Below are 19,353 nucleotides of genomic sequence, written 5' to 3' on the forward strand. Positions count from 1 at the left end.
GGGGCCGTCAGATGGCGTTGGCCATCTTGAGGTTGCAGGGGCTTTTTTGCCAGAGGAACTCACCTTTGCCGTCGGCATCCAGCGTCACGCAGGCGATAGCCGAGGTGGTGAACATCGGGGGCGTTTCCCCCGGACACAGCTCTGAGACCAGATACCCCACCAGCGGCAGGTGGGAGACAACCAGCGCCGTCGCCACGCCTTCATTCGCCAGCGCCTGCAGATAGGCGCTCACCATTCCCACATCACCGCACGGCGTGAGCTCCGGCATCACGTCGACATGTTTCGGCAGGTTCATGCACTCCCCAACAATATCCAGCGTCTGTTCCGCACGCAGATAGGGACTGACAAGAACGCGCTCAATATCCACTTTTTGACCTTTCAGCCAGGTTGCCATCTGACGAGACTCATCACAACCGCATACGGTTAATGGACGAACCGAGTCACTGGCTGCATCGAGGGCAGCGTCGCCGTGACGCATAATAAAAACTTGCATATTGCACCGCTTTTGTTAACCAGAAGCACCGTAGTTTGGCCTGCGAAGACAATACGCAGGTGACCCGGTGGCCGGGCATTGTGCCTGATCCATTCCACGAATGAAACGCTGTTTTTTACCTCAATGGCGTAAGTATAGTCAATCATTGTTTACAAAACAGCCAATCAACAGCGTCGTCCGCAGCCGGATTTACCTTCTTTGACCACAACTTAGGTCAGCCGTTCATCCGCTGGCCAAAAGGTGGTCCCCTGTTCAGCCATGCGTAATAAAGTGTCACAGGGTGTAAAACGTGGGCCGAACTGGGCGGCCAGGCGCTGCAGGATCGCGGCAACTTCACCCGCGCCGATAGTATCCATATACCGGAACGGGCCGCCAAGAAATGGCGGAAACCCTATACCAAAGACGGCGCCGATATCGCCATCGCGCGCGCTCCGGATAATCTGCTCATCAAAGCAGCGCGCCGCTTCGTTAAGCATCATCATCACACAGCGCTCCGCCACCTGCTGCGCGGAAAGCCGCGACTGCGGGCGGCCGATGCCGAGCAGCGGATAGACTGCCGGGTCGGGCCGTTTTTTGCTTTTACGCCCTTTTGTCTCATAAAGATAGAAACCACGATTATTTTTTCTGCCTTTGCGATCGTCCTTCAAAATCGCGTCAATGATGTTTGCAGGCGGGCTAAAACGTTCTCCAAACGCGCCCTCCAGCACGGGGATAATTTTGGTGCCGGTATCGATACCCACCTCATCCAGCAGTTGAATTGGCCCCACCGGGAAACCGAATTTAACCAACGCGTTATCAATGACTTCAATCGGTTCGCCTTCCACCAGCAGGCGCATCGCTTCATTGATATACGGCGCGAGGATACGGTTCACATAGAACCCCGCTTTATCTGCGACAACAATCGGCGTTTTCCCCTGCCGTTTAGCCAGCTGCACCACGGTGGCGATAGTCTGCGGGTCGGTTCCCTTGTGCGGGATCACCTCAACCAGCGGCATTTTTTCCACCGGACTGAAAAAATGCAGGCCGATTACCTGCCCCGGGCGGCTGGCGTGAGCGGCAATATCGCCGATTGGCAACGATGAGGTATTCGACGCAAAGATGGTCTGCGGCCCGCCGTATTGTTCCACTTCGCTGACCATCCGCTGTTTGAGAGCCAGGTCTTCAAATACCGCCTCGATCACCACATCGCGATGAGCAAAGCCCTGATAGTCGGTAGTGCCGGAGATCAGCGCCATCTGACGATCGCGCTCCACTGGGCGCAGTCGACGCTGACGAACCTGTTTATTCAGCAGATCCCAGCTGTACTTTAAGGCGTGGTTGATGCCACGCGGCTGGATATCTTTAATCCGCACCGGCAGCCCACCCTTACAGGCGGTCACATAGGCGATCCCCCCGCCCATCAAGCCACCGCCCAGTACTGCAACGCTTCTCAGCGGACCGGGGCCCGCCTCGGCGCCAGGGTCTTTTTTCAGATCGGTACTGGCAAAGAAGATCGATCGCAGCGCCTGCGACTGCGGGCTCATCGCCAGTTCGCCAAATGCGCGCGCCTCTTCAGCGTATCCGCTGCTGCAGCCATGGGCCAGACCATTCTCGACGACCTGCAAGATTCGCTTCACCGCCGGGTAATTTCCCTGCGTTTTGCGCTGCGTTTGTTTACCGACAAACTGGAATAACAGATGGCGCCCCAGGGGCCCTGCCAGTACGCGTTCACGAACAGGCACCTCCCGGCTGGTCGGTCGTCCCTTCAGCGCCAACTCCACCGCCGCCTGCAGTAAAATCGCCTGCGGCACCACCTCGTCCACCAGACCGGCCTTCAGCGCCTGCCGCGGCCGCAGCTGCTTGCCGGTGAGCATCATATCCAGCGCGGTGCTGACCCCGATCAGCCGCGGTAAACGCTGCGTCCCGCCGGAACCCGGCAGCAGGCCAAGCTGTACCTCCGGCAAGCCGAGTCGGGTTTTTTCGTCATCGCTACAGATACGGCCATGACAGGCCAGCGCCAGCTCCAGACCGCCGCCAAGGCAGGCGCCGTGGATAGCGGCAATCACCGGGATCGACAGGCCATGGATCTCAGCCATAATCTGCTGTCCCTGGCGCGCCAGCGCTTCCGCCTCCTGCGCGCTGCGGCAGCGGGCAATCATGTTGATATCAGCGCCGGCGATAAAGTTATCCGCTTTGGCGGAGATAAATACTACGCCGCGCACTGACTTATCGTCACGTAACTGGCGTATCAATCCCCGTACCTGACTGCCAAATTCGGCTTTCAGGGTATTCATTTTTTCACCCGGGGCATCAATGGTGATCACCGCGATTTTGTCCGCACGGACCTCAAGCTTAAAAGCGGAAACAGTATCCATTATTCAGCCTCCACGATCATCGCCGCACCCAGACCACCAGCCGCGCAGGCCGTCACCAAACCAAATCCCCCGCCCCGTCGCCGCAGCTCATGCAGCGTCTGGGTGATCATCCGCGCGCCGGTGGCGGCGAAGGGGTGACCGTAGGCGATAGAGCCGCCGAGGACGTTAAACTTGCTTTCATCTACCTCACCGGTGGCCTGCGAGCGGCCCAGCACCTCGCGGGCAAAGCGGTCGCTTGCCAGACACTGGAGATTGGCCAGCGTCTGCGCGGCGAAAGCTTCGTGCATATCGATAAGCGTGAGATCCGCCAGCGTCAGGCCAGCGCGCTCCAGCGCCAGCGGCGTGGACCACGCGGGCCCCAGCAGCATATCCTGCCAGACGTCGATGGCGGTAAAGGCGTAGCTGCGCAGATAGCCCAGCGGCCTCAGCCCCAGCTCTTTAGCCCGCGACTCGGTCATCAGGATCACCGCTGCCGCGCCGTCCGTCAGCGGCGTACTGTTGGCGGCGGTGACGGTGCCATGTTTGCGGTCAAAGGCCGGGCGTAACTTCTGATAATCTGCGAGCGTTGAATTTTTACGAATATTGTTGTCCTGCTCGAGCGGTTCGCGGAAAGGGGGAGCATAGGCGGTCATCACCTCTGCGGACAGTTTACCCTCTTCCCAGGCTTTCGCTGCCAGCTGGTGCGAACGATGCGCCAGGGCATCCTGTTGCTCGCGGGAGATCCCCCAGCTTTTCGCCATCTGCTCGGCGGTATCGCCCATCCGCAATCCGGTTGAATATTCAGCCACCGCCGGGGGGACCGGCAGCAGGTCGCGTGGCCGCAGACGGGAAAACAGCTTCAGCTTTTGGCTCAGCGTGCGTGCCTTATTGGCATCCACTAGCGTGCGGGCCAGCGTTTTACTGACCCCAATGGGCAGGACAGAGGAGGAGTCGGCGCCGCCGGCAATACCGGCGCGGATGGTGCCGGCCATCAGGCTTTCAGCGACGTTCGCCACGGCCTGGAAACTGGTGGCGCAGGCGCGGCTGACGCTATAGGCGTCGGTATGTACGCTCATGCCGGTACCCAGCACAATTTCCCGGGCGATGTTCGGCGCTTCCGGCATCTGCACCACCTGGCCAAAGACCAGTTGCTCGATGACTTCGGCAGGAATGTCGCTGCGCGCCAGCATCTCGCCAACCACCATTTTTCCTAAATCAATGGCCGGAACGCCATGAAAAGCCGTAGCCTGACGAGCAAATGGCGTGCGTAGCCCCGTGACAATGGCAATGCGATCGCCCTGACGGGTGATAAGCGGTAATGCCTGACTCATAACACTCCCCTGTTAACCAAGACAACCAAGTGGTCTGACCTGATAACATTCTTAACTAATTTTTTACATTAAGCCAATCGGAGAAGCGCAAAATTGCGAGCCAAAACACAGTGAAAAGAAAAGGAAACGCCCCTAATCAGGGGCGTCGAGGGGGAAGGATTAACGTAAGCCCAGCTGGAAGATCAGGGATTCTGCTTCGCAGCTGAAAACAAAATCGATATCCAGCTGCACACCGCCGTCAACGTCAGTGAAGGTTGGGTTAATTTGGCACGGCTCAGATTCGACATTGCGGGCTTTTTCGCTTAACGCGGCGAGCGTTTGCTCGGCTTCAGCGCGGTTGGCGAATACGCGGCTGTAGGAGGCGGTGCAGTCGGTGTTGTCAACAATCGTGCCAACATCCATACAGCAGCAAACCGGGGTTTCATCAGCGCTACATTTACTCATCGTAGATTTCCTCTGGAGATGCACCTTCGGTGCCAGAAAAATGATGTGCCTATTTTACGCCCTGTCCACGGTGAGCCTCCAGCCGAGAATCGCTCTGCCGGCGTTAAGTGACAGAAATCACACTTAAAAATGAACTAAAACAAAAATCCCCTTCTGTCCCCCTTGCTCTCTCCGAGATTTTTGCCAGCTGGATCGCGTTTCTGTTATCACAATTGAAAAACTTCATAAACATACTTGCAACAAATCATCTGGTCAGACCTATACTCAGCGCACTGGTCTGATTTCTTGGTTGTACCGCAGACCCTACACTCCCGCGCTTCTGTTACGGCATGTAACATAGTTTAAAAAAAAATAACTCAATGAGGTTATGGGCATGAGCCAGAAAACCCGCTTTACCCAATCTGCCCTTGCAGTGGCTGTCGCACTTGTTTCCACCCAGGCCTGGTCAGCAGGCTTCCAGCTCAACGAATTCTCTGCATCGGGGCTGGGTCGTGCCTATTCCGGTGAAGGGGCGATCGCTGACGATGCTGGTAATGCCAGTCGTAACCCGGCATTAATTATGATGTTCGACCGCCCGACCATGTCGGCGGGCGCCGTGTTTGTCGACCCGGGCGTTAATGTTTCGGGCACCTCTCCCACCGGCAAGAGCCTGAAAGCAGACAATATCGCCCCGACGGCGTGGGTGCCCAACTTCCACTTTGTCGCGCCGATTAACGACCAATTTGGTTGGGGGGCGTCTATCACCTCTAACTATGGTCTGGCAACAGAGTATAACGATGATTATGCGGCCGGCAGCATGGGCGGTAAAACCGACCTGACCACCGCGAACTTCAACCTGAGCGGCGCCTACCGCCTCGACAGCAACTGGAGCTTCGGCTTAGGCTTTGACGCGGTCTACGCCAAGGCGAAGATCGAGCGCTATGCAGGCGATCTGGGGCAGATTGTCGCAGGCTCTGGCGCGCTGCCGCCGGCGCTGGCGGGCCAGGTAGCGAAGATCCCGGCCGACACGCAGATCGCCCATCTTAATGGCAACGCGTGGGGCTTCGGCTGGAACGCCGGGATCCTCTATGAGCTGGATAAGAATAACCGCTACGGTTTAACCTACCGTTCTGAGGTCAAGATCGACTTCGACGGTAACTACCGCAGCAGCCTGCCGGCGGCCTATAACCAGATCCTCGGCAACTTCGGCCTGCCGGCGGGCACCAGCGGCCAGACGACAAATGGTTCGCTAACCCTTAACCTGCCGGAAATGTGGGAGCTGTCCGGCTATAACCGCGTGGCGCCGCAGTGGGCGGTCCACTATAGCCTGACCTACACCAGCTGGAGTCAGTTCCAGGAGCTGAAAGCCACCGGCAGCAACGGCCAGACGCTGTTCTATAAAGAGGAAGGCTTCAAGGACGCCTATCGTCTTGCGCTGGGGACCACCTATTATTATGACGATAACTGGACCTTCCGTACCGGTATCGCCTTCGATGACAGCCCGGTGCCGGCTAATAACCGCTCTATCTCTATTCCGGACCAGGATCGCCTGTGGCTGAGCGCGGGTACCACCTACGCGTTCAATAAAGATGCCTCGGTTGACGTCGGCGTTTCATACATGCACGGGCAGCATGTTGAAATTAAGGAAGGCCCGTATACCTTCCGTTCCGAAGGAACCGCCTGGCTGTACGGCGCTAACTTCAACTACCGCTTCTGATAAGCAGCGCGCCACAAAAAAGGGTGAACATTATGTTCACCCTTTTTTTATCATTCGCCGATCACTGTGAATCGATATCCTTCAGCTCATCCTGAATAGCCTGAGCATTCGGGTTGTCCGCCGGGGTCAGCTTACCGCCGTTGGCGATAAAGTCATGACGCTGGAAGTAGGCTTCACGCATCAGAATGTAAGGGTCGGAAGACTGGCGCAGCAGGCCGTCGGAATCCAGCAGCTGAGCACGTGTCTCAATCCCTTCCACCGCCCATTTACCGATCGACATCGGCCAGGTCAGCCAGGAGAGCACCGGATACAAGCCATCGGCCATATCGCCGCCTTCGTCGCGCAAGGTAAAGCTTCCATAGAACGGCAACTGAACATACGGGCCATAGCCAACGCCATAATGCCCAAGCGTACTGCCGAAACGATGTGGCTCAACCCGCTGTAGCTGCGGATTCGCCATCCCGGCCACATCGATAAGCCCACCCATACCGAGAATGGTGTTCAGGAAGAAGCGGGTAAAATGCACCATACCTTTATAGGGGTCGCCCTGCAGGAAGTAGTTCACCATCACTGCCGGCTCTTCCAGGTTACTGGTAAAATTGCTTAACCCGTTGCGCGCCGGCTGTGGGACGTAGTCGCGCCATGCCACCGCGACGGGGCGAAGCACGTAAGGATCAACCACGTTAAAGTTGAAGTTAAACATCGTGCGGTTAAACCCTTCTAACGGGTCTGAGCGCCCCTGCGGCCGATCGCCAGAGCTGGAACTGGCACATCCCACCAGCAATGTGGCGCCAAGCGCAAGCGCCGACAGGCGATAATTCATAGATGTCTCCCTGGTTTTTATGGCTATCGCGAGTTGCCATCCATGACGGAAAGACAACGCTTCCGCCCGTAAAGATGTGAGCGATTGTAACAGCACGTTGAACGATGTCTATATCACCCAAGTTGTTGATTTGATCTTAGCCTGGGAATAACGAAATCGCGGGGCTCCTATTCTACCGGAGCGACAAAAATCTGACGTTACCATTTTTGCGATTTCAGAGTATGCCCAGCCAGACGGCAGGGAAAGCCGCTACGCTATAACTATACAGATTGATAGCGAGGGCCACGAAATGGATGAACTAGACAATAACAAATTAAAGGCAGAGGATGACGAAAGAGAAGTAGAAAGTGAGGAAAATCAGCGTGGTGAAGAGATCGAAGTAAATGAAGATCGCCTTCCCTCGCGGGCGATGGCGATCCATGAACATATTCGCCAGGAAGGGGAAAAAGAGATGGAGCGCGATGCGCTGGCCCTGCTATGGTCAGCGATTGCGGCCGGCCTGTCGATGGGGGCCTCCCTGCTGGCGAAGGGAATTTTTCACGTCAAACTGGAGGGGATCCCGGGCGGTTTTTTGCTGGAAAACCTCGGCTACACCTTCGGCTTTATTATCGTAATTATGGCCCGCCAGCAGCTGTTCACTGAAAATACGGTCACCGCCGTTCTGCCAGTGATGCATAATCCCACCCTCGGTAACGTCGGTTTGCTGATGCGGCTATGGTCGGTGGTGCTGGCGGGCAATCTCATCGGTACCGCGGTGGCCGCATGGGCCTTCAATTATATGCCTATTTTTGATGAGCCAACCCGTCAGGCCTTTGTCAGCATCGCCGAAGACGTAATGAAAAACAGTCCGACAGAGATGTTCGCCAATGCGATTATTTCCGGCTGGCTGGTCGCCACCATGGTCTGGATGTTTCCTGTCGCCGGCGCCGCCAAAATCGTGGTGATTATTCTCATGACCTGGCTTATCGCCCTGGCGGATACCACCCATATTGTGGTGGGCTCGGTCGAGATCCTTTATCTGGTGTTTAATGGAAATCTGCCCTGGAGCGACTTTATCTGGCCGTTCGCCCTGCCGACCCTGGCGGGAAATATCTGTGGCGGGACCTTCATCTTCGCACTGCTGAGCCATGCGCAGATCCGTAACGATATGAGCAGCAAGCGAAAAGCGGAAGCTCGCGCCCAGGCGGCGGAGAAAGGGAAAAAGGCCGACCGGGCATAAAAAAAGCGCCCTGAGTGGCGAGGGTTTAAGCAGTCAGACGGTATGGCTCTTACTCAGGCGGGCAAAAAACGCTATACTCGTGCCGCCTTGTCCCCTTAGTTAAATGGATATAACGAGCCCCTCCTAAGGGCTAGTTGCAGGTTCGATTCCTGCAGGGGACACCATACATACCTCTCCTGCCATCTACCGAACTCAATAAAACCCCCTTATAATCAGTGAAAACCCCCTATCCTGGCTATGCGACGTCAACAGATGTCTCCCCATTTCAACGTGAATCAATTAACGTTTGGGGTCTTAGTGCGGGCTTATCCTGTTCAACAAAAAAGTCCCCAAAAATGACCTTAAATACACGTCGGGCCGAGACTGCAAAACCCAGAGACAAGGCCTATAAGCTCGCTGATGGCGAAGGGCTCTATCTTATGGTCAATACACATGGTTCAAAGTACTGGCGCACGTAGTATCGGTTTGCCTGCAAGGAGAAAAAGCTCTCATTCTGGAAGCTACCCGAACATCTCGCTTGCGGAAACTCGCACTAAATGAGATGCGGCAAAAAAGTATTGGAGAATGATTAGGATCCCGGAGAGGTCAATAAAGGCCACGTAGTTAGCCAAAAAACTCTCGGATACCACTGCATTTGAAGCAATAGATTCCGAATGGTACAGTACAAAAGTATCCGGTTGGTCAAAGAGTTATGCTGATTACGTCAAGCGAGCTTTTAAAAATAATGTCTTCCCCTATCCAGGCTCTCAGCTAGTTAATGAAATAAAACCACTGGAGCTTTTGTCCGTATTACAACGAATGGAAAAGCGGGGAGCGCCTGAGCTTACAAGCAAAGTATCCAGCATTGTAGTGAGGTTTTTCGCTACGCGATTGTTACAGGTCGTGCCGAATACAACCCTGCTGCTGATCTTGGTAGAGTAAGCATTACCTGAAATCACAGAAAGCATAACGAGTGCTATAAACTACCTCACCATTTCTACTTAAAAATATTTATAAGCTGGATGAAACCTCAGTAGATTTATGGCATGAAACCACATAATTTAATTTATTTTTGTTGTGGAAGTAGAATCCCATTTTCCCATCATGTACTTCAGAAGAGATTTGTCATTCCTGAGATTGAAATCAGGTACTGGAGCCTTCTCCCCACCGAAGCCCTCACTACCGACAATAATATGCTCTTCTCCCCTTAATGAATATTTTACACCATTTTTAAAAGCAAAATATTTTACAATTACAGGGTCAATCCCACCAACACACCCTATTTTGTAGGCAAATAAAACGGTTCCTACACCGTCAGAAAATATTTTATTCACCTCGACAGAATCAGGAGCAATATCTAATTTTATATCTTCGCCGCATTTTCGGACAAAATCCTTGAGGGTCCAATCGTTACTATACCCTGTGACTTGTTTGACAAGTAAGGTCATTCCACCGTCTTTGCTATCAAGTTTTTTATCTATAATTAAAACATGTTTACCGGAACTATCATTCCATACCTTTTGGAAGGCTTCAGAACTTGCAAAAGCTGATTGGGATAATACAAACGTAAAAGCGATAGCTAGTTTCCAATTCATCGTGTACTCTCTTTTCCTTTTGACTTTACGGTAATACTTAACATCTTTGAGTTCAATTCATTGACATCAACTTGTTGAAAGCTATGTTTTTGTGCCTCGTTATAATATATTTTATAAGTTACAGGTAAAAAATATCGCATCCCTTTATAAGTGGAAAATTTAATCGTCCCTGCAGATACAGTTCCATTTATAATTGATAACCCGCCTTGGTTACCACCCAAGCCAATGATGGCACCCTTTGCAGCTCCATAAACAAGGGTAGCATGATGACCAGACGTCGCAATAGCCCCGTAAACAGGCTTAGATATTTCGAAAAAATTACTATCACCGATGAATGATCTTGCTCTGAATGGAAAATGAGATTTAGCATACCCCACTTCTTGCAAACAATAATTTACAAATGATGCGCACCACGCGTGATTGCTGCCAACGAGGTTTGGCAACATTTTCCCATAACCTATCAACTGATGGTAATTAGATTTTTTAGTTATTATAGATTCATCTGCCCCTTTCCATGATGCTGTTTTTCTTCCCGCATCTGACGCTTAAGCTCAGCCTGATACTCATTTTCTTTCTGCGCTTTTTCCAGCAGGGCTGGACCTTATCCAGAAACTGCTGCTTTACACCTCCCCAGTCGGCGCTATCTTCAAGTTCCAGAAAGGTGATTTTCTTGCTGATGGCAGCGTAAGCGTCTCTCTCCTTCCTGAGCTGGTCGTATTTGCTTTGCGAGTTATTTACCGTGTTGCCGAAAAGTAGTGTTTTAACTTTAAAATTATACGCTGGGTCTACAATACGCTGCAGTGCACGGGAAGATTAATTTCTGGCATTGCGAAATTCTTTCCACTGACCGGCAAGCTGTTGCTTTTCCTGATAAAGCTTGCAAGCAACTTCGGTACTGACGGTTTCGTTAAAGGCTTGCTCTTTTTTCCCAGGTCAGTATTTTTTCTAAAGTCGCGATAAATAATAATTCATGTTATTAGTGCAATGGCTATCAGTAACCCAAAGAACAAACCAATAACGCCAGCCGGATTCGATACGGATTCAATGAATCGCTCATTAAGATTGATTAATGCCTTTACCGCAATATACCCCCCCCAGACCATCACGCCTATAATGACCAAAATGAGAATTGCAACATTATCATCCTTTTTTCTTCATGCCATATTTACTTCCTGTTTTATTTTAATCTTGATAATTTACGCGGAATAACAGAAAAATGATGTTCCGCTCCCTGTTAATACTGATTTCCGGAACAAATCGGTAAATGGGTAAAGCCGGGCTTACTGGCCATATAAAGAGGTGCACACGTGGGCTGGCGGGCTGGTGTTTCGACCGGCTCATCGCTTTCAATAACGCGTTGTGGCTCTTGCTTTTCCGCTGTTGTCGCCTTTTTGATTTGTGTTTTATGGGAGGGGGTGGAAGGTTTAACCCGCTCGCGAGTTACAGAATCACCATATCCAGAGCAAAATCGCTTTGATTGACTCAGGCTTCCGTCATTACAGACAAACCGGCCATCGGATGTACAATGCGCTATCCCGCCTTTTGAACCGGAGCAGGGCTTTCTTCCACGAGCAGCGTCAGCCTGAGTGGTCAACAAAATGCCTGAAAGTAAGAGAAGAATTAATTTTTTCATTTCCATATCCGTGTTGTATTTCGTTATTAGGGGTTCTGTTCCCTGTCAGTTATTAACTGATTCGCCAGAGAATACGCAATGATTAACTGACAGATAAATTATCACTTCTTCCGTTTTCAGCTTATGGGTGGCCGGTGTGCGCAGGACATAGCGGGTGCGGTTATTCCGGTTAACGGGTCAGGATGTCCATTACGCCGGAGAGTCGTGCAGCGCATACGCGATGTACGGCAGGTCAATATTACTGTTGCTGTACGCCATCACCACTTCGGTGGTGACCGCATCATGACGCACAATACTGTGGCATCCATCAGCGTTAATGGCTGTGCACGGGGTAAAATCCAGATGCAGTTTTTTAGTATTCCTGTAGAAGATGGATTTCGTGATGCTGACCTTACCGTCCGTGACGGTCTGCGTCAGGACGCAGCCCGCGATACAAACCTAATATACCAATAAAATTTACGTAGCAATTTTGGATAATCGAAATGAGTAATACTGTATATACTTTAGCTAACGGCGGTGTTTCAGAAATTCAATGGTACCAATCGATAAATTACTTCGTTCAAGATATTGTTTTCTTTCTTCCTCTCTTAAACTATCCCAAAATGGTTTCCAGTATACGTTCCACCAGAACTCCATATCTCCTTGCAGACTACCATAAGTACCAAAGTCTTTATCAGGAAATGCACACTCTGGTTCTGGAGGTTCTATGCCTTTTTCACAAAGGCAATTGATAAATTCATTATCATTTGTGATAAGTCTTACAATATCTTGTTCAAACTCCTTAAATTTATAAAAAACGAGGACTTTATTATGATCTGAAACCTTCTCTTTTACCTCGCTTATTTTTACCTCCCTATGAAAAAATAACTCAATCAAATGTTCAATGACTAATATGCCCTCAGGCTTTATCATAAAACATGTTGAGTGTGCATATATATTACTTTTCTCTAGAGAGGAAAATAAAGGATACCCCCCCTCCTCTGGCAACGCCATAAATTGAGTACAAGGGAAATCATCCTGTAATTTTTTTTCCTGAATAAGTTAAATAAGTTAATTTTCATCAATATGGTCCGCCACCCAATCTGCACCAAAATAACCAGCGGTTCCGAATATAACTCCGCCAATAAGCCCTGTTAACACCACCCCAGGGCCCGTCTCAATGCCAACCGCCGCACCAGCCACTGTACCTATTTTTGCTCCAGCTACAGCCATCCCCCATCCTCCAGCTTGCCTAATGACTTCAGCGGTTATCGGTTTCACGCTCCCGTTTTTAAGCGATTTTTCTGACGCCTGTTCTAGATCATAAGCTGTAAAGACAATTCCTGTCACCTGTACGACACGAGCGGCACGTGTAAAGAACTTTGTGTATTTTAATGTCTCTGGAGTGAAAACCGCGGATGCGGGTATTTTTTCACCGTGCAGCAATACTTCCTTATCTATATCCTTAACATATTTTGATATTTTATCAATACGTTTTGCCAAGTGTGGATTTTGGCTCTTGTAATCATCAAGGCTCTTAAGTATTTCTTCTGTAGAAATTAACTTAGCACCCGACATTACAGCTTTTTCAATATCAACAATAATTGTTTTACCTTCAAATCTTGGAGATCCTTCCGGAAAGGCAGAGCTAGTGGAAATATATGAAGAAGCGTTATCCCCCATCACATGCTCAGCTACAGAGTAGGATGCTGAAAAATTCTTTGGAATTAAACCATACCGTTCAGGATTAGTTTCTGAAAGCATTTTTGCTTATGATAAGTCCATTTTTGAAAGATAGGGATCAGAATTTGAAGCATATATTTTCCTAACAAGAAAACCGTCTTTCCCTGGCTCATCAACAACGATAAAGAAGAATGCACGGGCTGGCATTAACATACCAGTTATTTCGTACGTTGAATGTGGAGTTTCATTAGTTAAAGTTGAATGCTCAGTCATCTACCATCTCTCCAGAGCCAGGACACCTAGCCAAACGGTAAGTTTGGCTGATTCTTTTGAAAAAACGCGTTTGCACAAACCTTGATTGTCGGCGACACCTTTAAATGTTTCACCATTTTCGCTAGAGATAAAATATGGGACATTAGCCATGGGCTTACCACTATCATCCAAGATTCGGAATTGTTCATCGAAGAATCCATTCCGGATTAAATCGTCAACTAATGGTATTGATATTGATGGCGTTGGTGTTGAATTTGCACCAGCAAACATCGTCCGCTTCACCTTCCGTATATACGTCGCCGTCGTACCATACTCGACCTTCCCGGCCTCAAGTCGCAGATAGCTCCCGCCACCGATAAGCGTGATACGCTTCTTCCCGGCAAACGAGATGTCACTCGCTGAACTCAGCGTCAGTTTCTTCTCCGCAAACAGCCGCAGGCTGGCATTCTGCGCCTGCACCTCCGCTGGCCCTTCTCCGGATTTCAGACTCAGCTGGCCGGTGCGGGCAAAGAGCCCAAGCCTCTCCCCGGCCAGCGCCGTCATATTGCCCATGACACCGGCACTGATATCGCCCCCGGCATTAATGGCGACATTTTTCGTGGCCGTCATCTGCAGGTGCTCCCCGCTGGTCAGCGCCATCCCTTCCGGGGCCGAGAACAGCACGACTTCATTGAGCGGTTTCAGCCGCTGCTCAAACATCTCTATCTGACTGTCAACATCCGCCTTCAGCGCCAGAGCCTGCTCTGCGGCCATTTCCAGCTGTTGCAGTTGCTGGTTAAGCCTGTCGATTTCTTTCAGGGCGGCGTCCCTGTCCAGCGCCTCACCCTGCGCCTTTGCCTGCGCATCCGCGCTGACAAACAGCCCCTTACCGGCACGGATTGTGCCCCACTCATCGGTGCGCAGTTCGGCCCCCTGGCCGCGACGTTGTCCCTGGCTGTCCACCAGATGGCCCGTGTTCAGTTGCGTCTTTCCGTACTCCGTGGCGAGTTTGATGTGTTCCTCACCACGCCTGTCTTCCATTCGCAGCTTGTTGTTCACCGGGGTGCGCAGCACATTGCGGGTGTGATTGTCCCGGTTCACCAGGTCGGGATGTTCGGAGTCGTGCAGCGCATACGCGATGTACGGCAGGTCAATATCACCGTTGCTGTACGCAATCGCCACTTCGGTTCCGTCAATGAGCGGCGTATGCCAGCCCAGCGTTTCACCGGCATAAGGTTTCGCCATCCGCAGCCACAGATAGCCGTAACCCGGTTCGGTCCCCTCCCGGTCGAAGTCCGGCTTCACCCGGTAGCGCCCCTGCCCGTCCATGTGAGCGTAGATATCGTTCTTTTCCCGGCTCTCAATCCGGGCCGGAAGTGTGCCGTGAATTTCCGGACGCGGGATTTCCGCCGGACGGAAACAGTACCGTTCGGTGTAAGGCATGCCCCACACCGACACGTGCAGACGGGAATCACGTGCTCCCCGGTAGGTCACCAGGGTGAGGACGACGCCTTCTTGCAGGGCCGTAATGACGTCGCCCTGCGGCTCCAGCACCTGACCGGGAGTGAGGTGTGCAGCATTGCTGAACAGATGAATGCGGGCTGACCTGTTGAGCTCCCGCTCGTGATGGATGTGCGCATAGAACGCCCCGGATTCGGTTTCCGGCTCCGGGCTGGCGTCATCACCCACGTCACGATAAGGTGCGGCGTAGCGATAATGCTCCCCGGTGGTGACCGCATCATGACGCACGCTGACTGTGGCATCCATCGGCGTGGCGGCGGTCCGGTAGTTGTAATCCCGCGTGGCAACGGTGCCGGTGGCGATGTTGTGCCAGGTCCGCACATCCCAGACCGATTCTGCCGCGCCGTCAAACAGGCCCGATGGTTCGCTGTAGGGCAGGCGTACATCAAACTGATAGTTCAGCTGGCTGTCGGCAAAAATGTACGTATCCAGCTCACGGGTGTCATCCATCTCCGTACGCCAGTAAATCCCCACCTCAGACAGAATGCGCCGGATGAACTGTAAATCCGTTTCCCGCCACTGGGTGATAATTTCACGCGGCGGGTAGGTGTGCTCCAGGCGGAATTCAAAATCAGCGCCCTCCAGCCCGTGCTTGCGCAGCACCTGCTCCACCACCTCCGGCACGGACTGGTTCTGAAAGACGGCGCACTGCCGGGTGTATCCCAGCAGCGCCAGGCGCGAACTGAGCGTGAGCCGGTAGTGAGACTGGTCCTGAGAGGTGGACAGCCATTCCAGGCGGGTCACCATGCCGTGGACATTTTTGCCGCCACGCATCCGGAAGGTGGCATATTTCATCAGCACCTGTTCCGGTGGAATGTCCGCCTGCGGGGAGGTAAACTCAATGTCCCACCGGAAGGGCTCGCTCAGGGCTTCGCTGCCGCGAAAGCGCAGAATATCCGGCTTCACTGAACTGTCATTGATATCCAGAAAATATCGGGTCTGTCCGTCAAAAAGCGCCAGCCAGTTATCCATCACATCACTCCTTTACCGGCACAAGGCCAAGCCAGCCATCACCCAGTTCAATCGTGCGGGGGTTGTCCGGGTCGAGGTCGTCACGGGTCAGTACCAGACGCCAGCGGTTGTCCTTCTGATCCGGCCGGTTAAACAGCCCCACCACCGCCACGAACTGAGCGTCCTCATCCATGGGCATATTGAGCGTCACGCTGCCATTGGGCATCACCAGCAGCTCTTTTGATGCCAGGACGTCGTCCTTAAGTACCGTATCGGCCCTGCGCAGCAGCGTCTGGTAATCGGCGGCATCAACCGCTTTACGATCCCTGAGCTGATAAACCCGCACCATGGTTGCCAGCGGCGTCTGTGCGCCATCGGCGTTGATGGCCGTGCGCGGGGTAAAATCCAGATGCAGCGTTTTAATTTTTTTGTAGAAGATGGATTTCGTGATGCTGACCGTACCGTCCGTGACGGTCTGCGTCAGGCCGCAGCCTGCGAGCAGGCTACAGGCAATAAGCGTCAGCGCCCACCGGCGGGTTACTGTTGCCATTCAAAAGTTCCTTTATTGAGAGTGGGAGTACGTAATTATTCGAAGCGGTAATGCCCGTCTTCAGCGAGAGGTAAAACCGAGCATTGTAGCCCTTCATAACAGCCCAGGCTGACGGTCAGACTCTCCCGGCTATTGCTGAGCTTGCCCGCTTTCAGACCCAGCAAACCGGTCCGGCCCAGCTGGATACGCCTGCCTTTGCCAAGGCGAGGCTCAGGCAATAACCGCACGGGTACCGTGAGGCGCAGTCGGGCGTCACTGCGGTAGCCAAGATAGACGCGCAGCAGGACCAGCAAATCGGTATGGAGGACAGCACCGGGTAACCAGCCTTCCGCTTCGCCCGGATCTTCCGTTTCCAGCGTCACCAGTACCCGACTGCATGCTTCCCTGGCCGTTTTACCCAGCGTGGCCCGCTGCGAAAGGCGGATGCGGTTTCCGGTACCCAGCCCACTGCGGTTATCAATATGGACCTTAACCGGATCGGGTTCGGTGATAATTGCCCGGGTATTCGGTGCCAACAGGCTCACCAGGGCCCGGATACCTTCGGCATTACGGGTGGGTAATCGCATGGTGCCCAGCAGGGCCAGAAAACGGGAAACCGGCGTTGCCACCCGTTCCGCTGTGCCTGGTATACCGAGTCCCACCAGTCCCAGCAGACACTGTGATGTGGCATCACGGCCACCGGCCTCGAAGGTCGCCGGATACGCGTATTTTCGCCAGATCCGGTAATACTGAGTGGTGATCCGGTGGCTGAAAATGTCCAGGAATGAGGTAACCGCCTCGTGTCCTTCGCGGCGCTGCGCAATATCGTCCAGCCAGGACGTCGGCAGAGGCGAGTCCACGCCATACACCCCTAGAAATGTCGTGCGAACCGTTGGGGGTAATGTCGGATGGTCTTCGTCAGTCTCCACTGCTTTCAGGGTACTGACCGGGAAACCCATACCAGGCCAGGGTCTGAATCGTACCGGATCGTCGCCCGGATGGCTGGTGGTGCCCAGTTTAGGAACGTCCGGATTTTCCTGTTCCAGTAGCTGGCAGAAACGATAAAAATTGGCCCGCCAGATATCCTTGTTAAGGGCCAGCGTCAGCCCGGTACGTGCTGGCTGTGATTCTCGCGCCATCTCAGTCGTTTTCCTGTCGGTTGCAGCACCAGCGTGAGCTGGTTAAAGAGGTGAATATCGGCATAGAGCGCGAAGAACCGGTGCAGCATTTCCCCGAAGAGATTCACGTCGCCCTCGCCTGAAAAATTGTCCATATTCAGCGTGACCTCAATGTCCACGCCCCGGAGCATAAAACCCTTCTCAAAACGACGGATCAGGGTGTGCTTCACGGCGACGATTGCTTCAAGCCGACGGCGGTTCATTTCATCGTCGGTCCAGTCATACAGCGCCAGCGTGCCCCGCAGTACCTCCGGATTGTCCATCATGCTGAGAAAGTTTGAGCCGAGGTGGCTCATCACCCGCCAGTGAAAACGATCGTTTGCCGGGGGATATAGTGGCATCGTCGGTGCTGTGACGTTCAGTACTCTGACGGGCACCTTGCCGGTTTTGACCACCCTGTCCAGCAGGGTACTTTCCAGTGCCTTACGCGGAAGCTGACCGTTGGTCCCGGTTATTCGCATCGAGAGAGACTCCGGTTTATCGGACAACTGCTCCAGTTCGAACGAGCGTCCCCCGAGAATTAACCAGGTGTCATACAGGCCAGAGGGACCGCGTTTCACACGGGTATGAAAATAACGCTCAGGAGCATCGTGGCGCATCATACCGCCACGGTGCCGAAAGCTGGTGAACGGCACATAAGGATGTTTGCCATTCTTCACCGCGCCATGGATGTTATCGACGCTGTAAATTTCGGTGTGTCCATCCTGAAGACGCAGCGGCCTGAGCAGGTATTCATTCTCCAGCGGGTTAAGCGTCAGCGGGTCGGCTTCCAGGGTAAAGAGATTGATGACCGGTGCACAGTGCAGCCGGAAGTTTTCCGTCTCAAAAGGCAGATCGGATGACCAGGCTTCACTGAGCACCATGTCGATTTCAAACCAGGTGCTGGCCGCAGTGAGCCCGATGGTGTCGAGACCGCGCAGCTCAACAAACATAAACTTCGGACGGAAGCTGAAATACTCCAGCAGAAGCTGGTAACCACTGAAGGCCGTATCGGCTTTCTTCCACAGGCCATCATTGTCGTCAAAGCCCATGGGTTTGCACCAACCATTAAACTGATGACGTTCAGTATGCGTCCCTGCGTGCCGGGCATACATGGCATGTACACGCCGGGTCAATGCCAGATGCAGCGCTGAGCTAACTGGACTCTCTGCGTTAAGAAAAATGGCGACTTTATCGATCCCGGCTTTACGCCAGTCCACTTTTTCAGGGCATTCGAAGCGCAGACGGATAGCTGACCGGCCATCGGTTTCTGTATGGAGGCGAGCCTCCGCAAGTTGCAGCGGTTGTAGCGACACATCGCGGGTCGTCCGGTACTGACAGGCGGTTTTATGCGGCCCGACAGGACGTGACAGCACGGAGAAGCCTTCAGCCAGCATTTCGGACTGGCGCAGACTACGCCAGTCAGGGGAGAACTCGACGATAGCCAGCGACGGGATAGTCCGCATATAGTGCGGCCACAGCAGACTCACCAGCCCTTCAGTCAGTTCCGGCAGATCATCATCCAGCTTTTCACGCAAACGGCCCATCAGGAAGGCAAAGCCTTCGAACAGGCGTTCCACATAAGGATCGCGGGCACCGGGTTTATCCAGATTAAGCATCGCTGCACGATCCGGATGAGCCCGGGCAAACTCTTTACCGGCTTCACGCAGGTAGCGCATCTCTGCTTCGTAATAGCGCAGGGTCAAATCATCCATGCACGGGATTCCTGAAAATT

At 53.0% G+C, this 19,353-nt stretch carries 18 protein-coding genes, 1 tRNA gene and 2 pseudogenes; 5 read left to right on the forward strand and 16 right to left on the reverse strand.

Annotated features, from left to right (window positions below; translation table 11 throughout):
• Positions 1-7: 7 nt before the first annotated feature.
• From sixA to RRF55_RS06995, 4 genes are all read right to left on the reverse strand, one after another.
• Positions 8-493, reverse strand: coding sequence for a phosphohistidine phosphatase SixA (gene sixA / locus RRF55_RS06980; RefSeq protein WP_002913355.1), 486 nt, complete (start codon positions 491-493; stop codon positions 8-10).
• Positions 494-702: 209 nt separating this feature from the next.
• Positions 703-2,847 (reverse strand): fatty acid oxidation complex subunit alpha FadJ, encoded by a 2,145-nt coding sequence (fadJ, locus tag RRF55_RS06985; protein ID WP_004174952.1) that lies wholly within the window; start codon positions 2,845-2,847, stop codon positions 703-705.
• Positions 2,847-4,157 (reverse strand): acetyl-CoA C-acyltransferase FadI, encoded by a 1,311-nt coding sequence (gene fadI, locus RRF55_RS06990; RefSeq protein WP_002913358.1) that lies wholly within the window; start codon positions 4,155-4,157, stop codon positions 2,847-2,849. Before fadI ends, fadJ begins: the two co-directional genes overlap by 1 nt.
• A gap of 159 nt (positions 4,158-4,316) precedes the next feature.
• Positions 4,317-4,601 (reverse strand): YfcZ/YiiS family protein, encoded by a 285-nt coding sequence (locus tag RRF55_RS06995; protein WP_002913359.1) that lies wholly within the window; start codon positions 4,599-4,601, stop codon positions 4,317-4,319.
• A 373-nt stretch (positions 4,602-4,974) separates the two neighbouring features.
• On the opposite strand from RRF55_RS06995, the gene fadL reads away from it, so the two are divergent.
• Positions 4,975-6,297, forward strand: coding sequence for a long-chain fatty acid transporter FadL (gene fadL, locus RRF55_RS07000; protein ID WP_002913360.1), 1,323 nt, complete (start codon positions 4,975-4,977; stop codon positions 6,295-6,297).
• A gap of 61 nt (positions 6,298-6,358) precedes the next feature.
• On the opposite strand, the gene mlaA is transcribed toward fadL, so the two are convergent.
• Complete coding sequence (gene mlaA, locus RRF55_RS07005; RefSeq protein ID WP_002913362.1) at positions 6,359-7,120, reverse strand: phospholipid-binding lipoprotein MlaA; 762 nt, start codon at positions 7,118-7,120, stop codon at positions 6,359-6,361.
• Positions 7,121-7,409: 289 nt separating this feature from the next.
• On the opposite strand from mlaA, the gene RRF55_RS07010 reads away from it, so the two are divergent.
• From RRF55_RS07010 to RRF55_RS07025, 4 genes and pseudogenes are all read left to right on the forward strand, one after another.
• Positions 7,410-8,339 (forward strand): formate/nitrite transporter family protein, encoded by a 930-nt coding sequence (locus RRF55_RS07010; RefSeq protein WP_004149224.1) that lies wholly within the window; start codon positions 7,410-7,412, stop codon positions 8,337-8,339.
• 89 nt (positions 8,340-8,428) lie between these two features.
• Positions 8,429-8,503, forward strand: a tRNA-Arg gene (locus RRF55_RS07015).
• 171 nt (positions 8,504-8,674) lie between these two features.
• Entirely contained in the window at positions 8,675-8,797 is a 123-nt protein-coding gene (locus RRF55_RS07020; protein ID WP_323053210.1) for an integrase arm-type DNA-binding domain-containing protein, read from the forward strand.
• Between the two features lie 184 nt (positions 8,798-8,981).
• A pseudogene (locus RRF55_RS07025) lies at positions 8,982-9,271 on the forward strand (tyrosine-type recombinase/integrase).
• A gap of 108 nt (positions 9,272-9,379) precedes the next feature.
• On the opposite strand, the gene RRF55_RS07030 reads toward RRF55_RS07025, so the two are convergent.
• From RRF55_RS07030 to tssF, 11 genes and pseudogenes are all read right to left on the reverse strand, one after another.
• Positions 9,380-9,913, reverse strand: coding sequence for a M949_RS01915 family surface polysaccharide biosynthesis protein (locus RRF55_RS07030; RefSeq protein ID WP_439419108.1), 534 nt, complete (start codon positions 9,911-9,913; stop codon positions 9,380-9,382).
• Complete coding sequence (locus tag RRF55_RS07035; protein ID WP_129718279.1) at positions 9,910-10,359, reverse strand: hypothetical protein; 450 nt, start codon at positions 10,357-10,359, stop codon at positions 9,910-9,912. The genes RRF55_RS07030 and RRF55_RS07035 overlap by 4 nt, the downstream gene beginning before the upstream one ends.
• A 74-nt stretch (positions 10,360-10,433) precedes the next feature.
• Positions 10,434-11,016, reverse strand: a pseudogene (locus tag RRF55_RS07040) (GIY-YIG nuclease family protein); the annotation flags it as partial.
• 131 nt (positions 11,017-11,147) lie between these two features.
• Entirely contained in the window at positions 11,148-11,546 is a 399-nt protein-coding gene (locus RRF55_RS07045; RefSeq protein ID WP_071838925.1) for a hypothetical protein, read from the reverse strand.
• A 507-nt stretch (positions 11,547-12,053) separates the two neighbouring features.
• Positions 12,054-12,539 (reverse strand): hypothetical protein, encoded by a 486-nt coding sequence (locus RRF55_RS07050; RefSeq protein ID WP_048985678.1) that lies wholly within the window; start codon positions 12,537-12,539, stop codon positions 12,054-12,056.
• A gap of 57 nt (positions 12,540-12,596) precedes the next feature.
• Positions 12,597-13,289: a glycine zipper family protein gene (locus RRF55_RS07055; RefSeq protein ID WP_223175365.1), complete on the reverse strand. Its 693-nt coding sequence runs from the start codon at positions 13,287-13,289 to the stop codon at positions 12,597-12,599.
• Between the two features lie 6 nt (positions 13,290-13,295).
• A complete protein-coding gene (locus RRF55_RS07060; RefSeq protein ID WP_179193485.1) occupies positions 13,296-13,481 on the reverse strand; it encodes a hypothetical protein in 186 nt (61 codons plus the stop codon).
• Positions 13,482-15,953 (reverse strand): type VI secretion system Vgr family protein, encoded by a 2,472-nt coding sequence (locus RRF55_RS07065; protein ID WP_439419109.1) that lies wholly within the window; start codon positions 15,951-15,953, stop codon positions 13,482-13,484.
• 4 nt (positions 15,954-15,957) lie between these two features.
• Complete coding sequence (gene tssJ, locus RRF55_RS07070) at positions 15,958-16,482, reverse strand: type VI secretion system lipoprotein TssJ (protein ID WP_032415280.1); 525 nt, start codon at positions 16,480-16,482, stop codon at positions 15,958-15,960.
• 35 nt (positions 16,483-16,517) lie between these two features.
• A complete protein-coding gene (tssG, locus tag RRF55_RS07075; RefSeq protein WP_032415281.1) occupies positions 16,518-17,600 on the reverse strand; it encodes a type VI secretion system baseplate subunit TssG in 1,083 nt (360 codons plus the stop codon).
• Positions 17,564-19,333, reverse strand: a complete 1,770-nt coding sequence (gene tssF / locus RRF55_RS07080; RefSeq protein ID WP_087847732.1) for a type VI secretion system baseplate subunit TssF — start codon at positions 19,331-19,333, stop codon at positions 17,564-17,566. Before tssF ends, tssG begins: the two co-directional genes overlap by 37 nt.
• Positions 19,334-19,353 lie beyond the last annotated feature (20 nt).

This window comes from Klebsiella sp. K47 (genome assembly GCF_051858335.1).
Taxonomy (GTDB): Bacteria; Pseudomonadota; Gammaproteobacteria; order Enterobacterales; family Enterobacteriaceae; genus Klebsiella; species Klebsiella pneumoniae.

Bases quoted from the DNA above. Each gene is read 5' to 3' on its own strand.
- sixA (WP_002913355.1), bottom strand. From the start codon at position 493: ATGCAAGTTTTTATTATGCGTCACGGCGACGCTGCCCTCGATGCAGCC.
- fadJ (WP_004174952.1), bottom strand. From the start codon at position 2,847: ATGGATACTGTTTCCGCTTTTAAGCTTGAGGTCCGTGCGGACAAAATC.
- fadI (WP_002913358.1), bottom strand. From the start codon at position 4,157: ATGAGTCAGGCATTACCGCTTATCACCCGTCAGGGCGATCGCATTGCC.
- RRF55_RS06995 (WP_002913359.1), bottom strand. From the start codon at position 4,601: ATGAGTAAATGTAGCGCTGATGAAACCCCGGTTTGCTGCTGTATGGAT.
- fadL (WP_002913360.1), top strand. From the start codon at position 4,975: ATGAGCCAGAAAACCCGCTTTACCCAATCTGCCCTTGCAGTGGCTGTC.
- mlaA (WP_002913362.1), bottom strand. From the start codon at position 7,120: ATGAATTATCGCCTGTCGGCGCTTGCGCTTGGCGCCACATTGCTGGTG.
- RRF55_RS07010 (WP_004149224.1), top strand. From the start codon at position 7,410: ATGGATGAACTAGACAATAACAAATTAAAGGCAGAGGATGACGAAAGA.
- RRF55_RS07020 (WP_323053210.1), top strand. From the start codon at position 8,675: ATGACCTTAAATACACGTCGGGCCGAGACTGCAAAACCCAGAGACAAG.
- RRF55_RS07030 (WP_439419108.1), bottom strand. From the start codon at position 9,913: ATGAATTGGAAACTAGCTATCGCTTTTACGTTTGTATTATCCCAATCA.
- RRF55_RS07035 (WP_129718279.1), bottom strand. From the start codon at position 10,359: ATGTTGCCAAACCTCGTTGGCAGCAATCACGCGTGGTGCGCATCATTT.
- RRF55_RS07045 (WP_071838925.1), bottom strand. From the start codon at position 11,546: ATGAAAAAATTAATTCTTCTCTTACTTTCAGGCATTTTGTTGACCACT.
- RRF55_RS07050 (WP_048985678.1), bottom strand. From the start codon at position 12,539: ATGGCGTTGCCAGAGGAGGGGGGGTATCCTTTATTTTCCTCTCTAGAG.
- RRF55_RS07055 (WP_223175365.1), bottom strand. From the start codon at position 13,289: ATGCTTTCAGAAACTAATCCTGAACGGTATGGTTTAATTCCAAAGAAT.
- RRF55_RS07060 (WP_179193485.1), bottom strand. From the start codon at position 13,481: ATGACTGAGCATTCAACTTTAACTAATGAAACTCCACATTCAACGTAC.
- RRF55_RS07065 (WP_439419109.1), bottom strand. From the start codon at position 15,953: ATGGATAACTGGCTGGCGCTTTTTGACGGACAGACCCGATATTTTCTG.
- tssJ (WP_032415280.1), bottom strand. From the start codon at position 16,482: ATGGCAACAGTAACCCGCCGGTGGGCGCTGACGCTTATTGCCTGTAGC.
- tssG (WP_032415281.1), bottom strand. From the start codon at position 17,600: ATGGCGCGAGAATCACAGCCAGCACGTACCGGGCTGACGCTGGCCCTT.
- tssF (WP_087847732.1), bottom strand. From the start codon at position 19,333: ATGGATGATTTGACCCTGCGCTATTACGAAGCAGAGATGCGCTACCTG.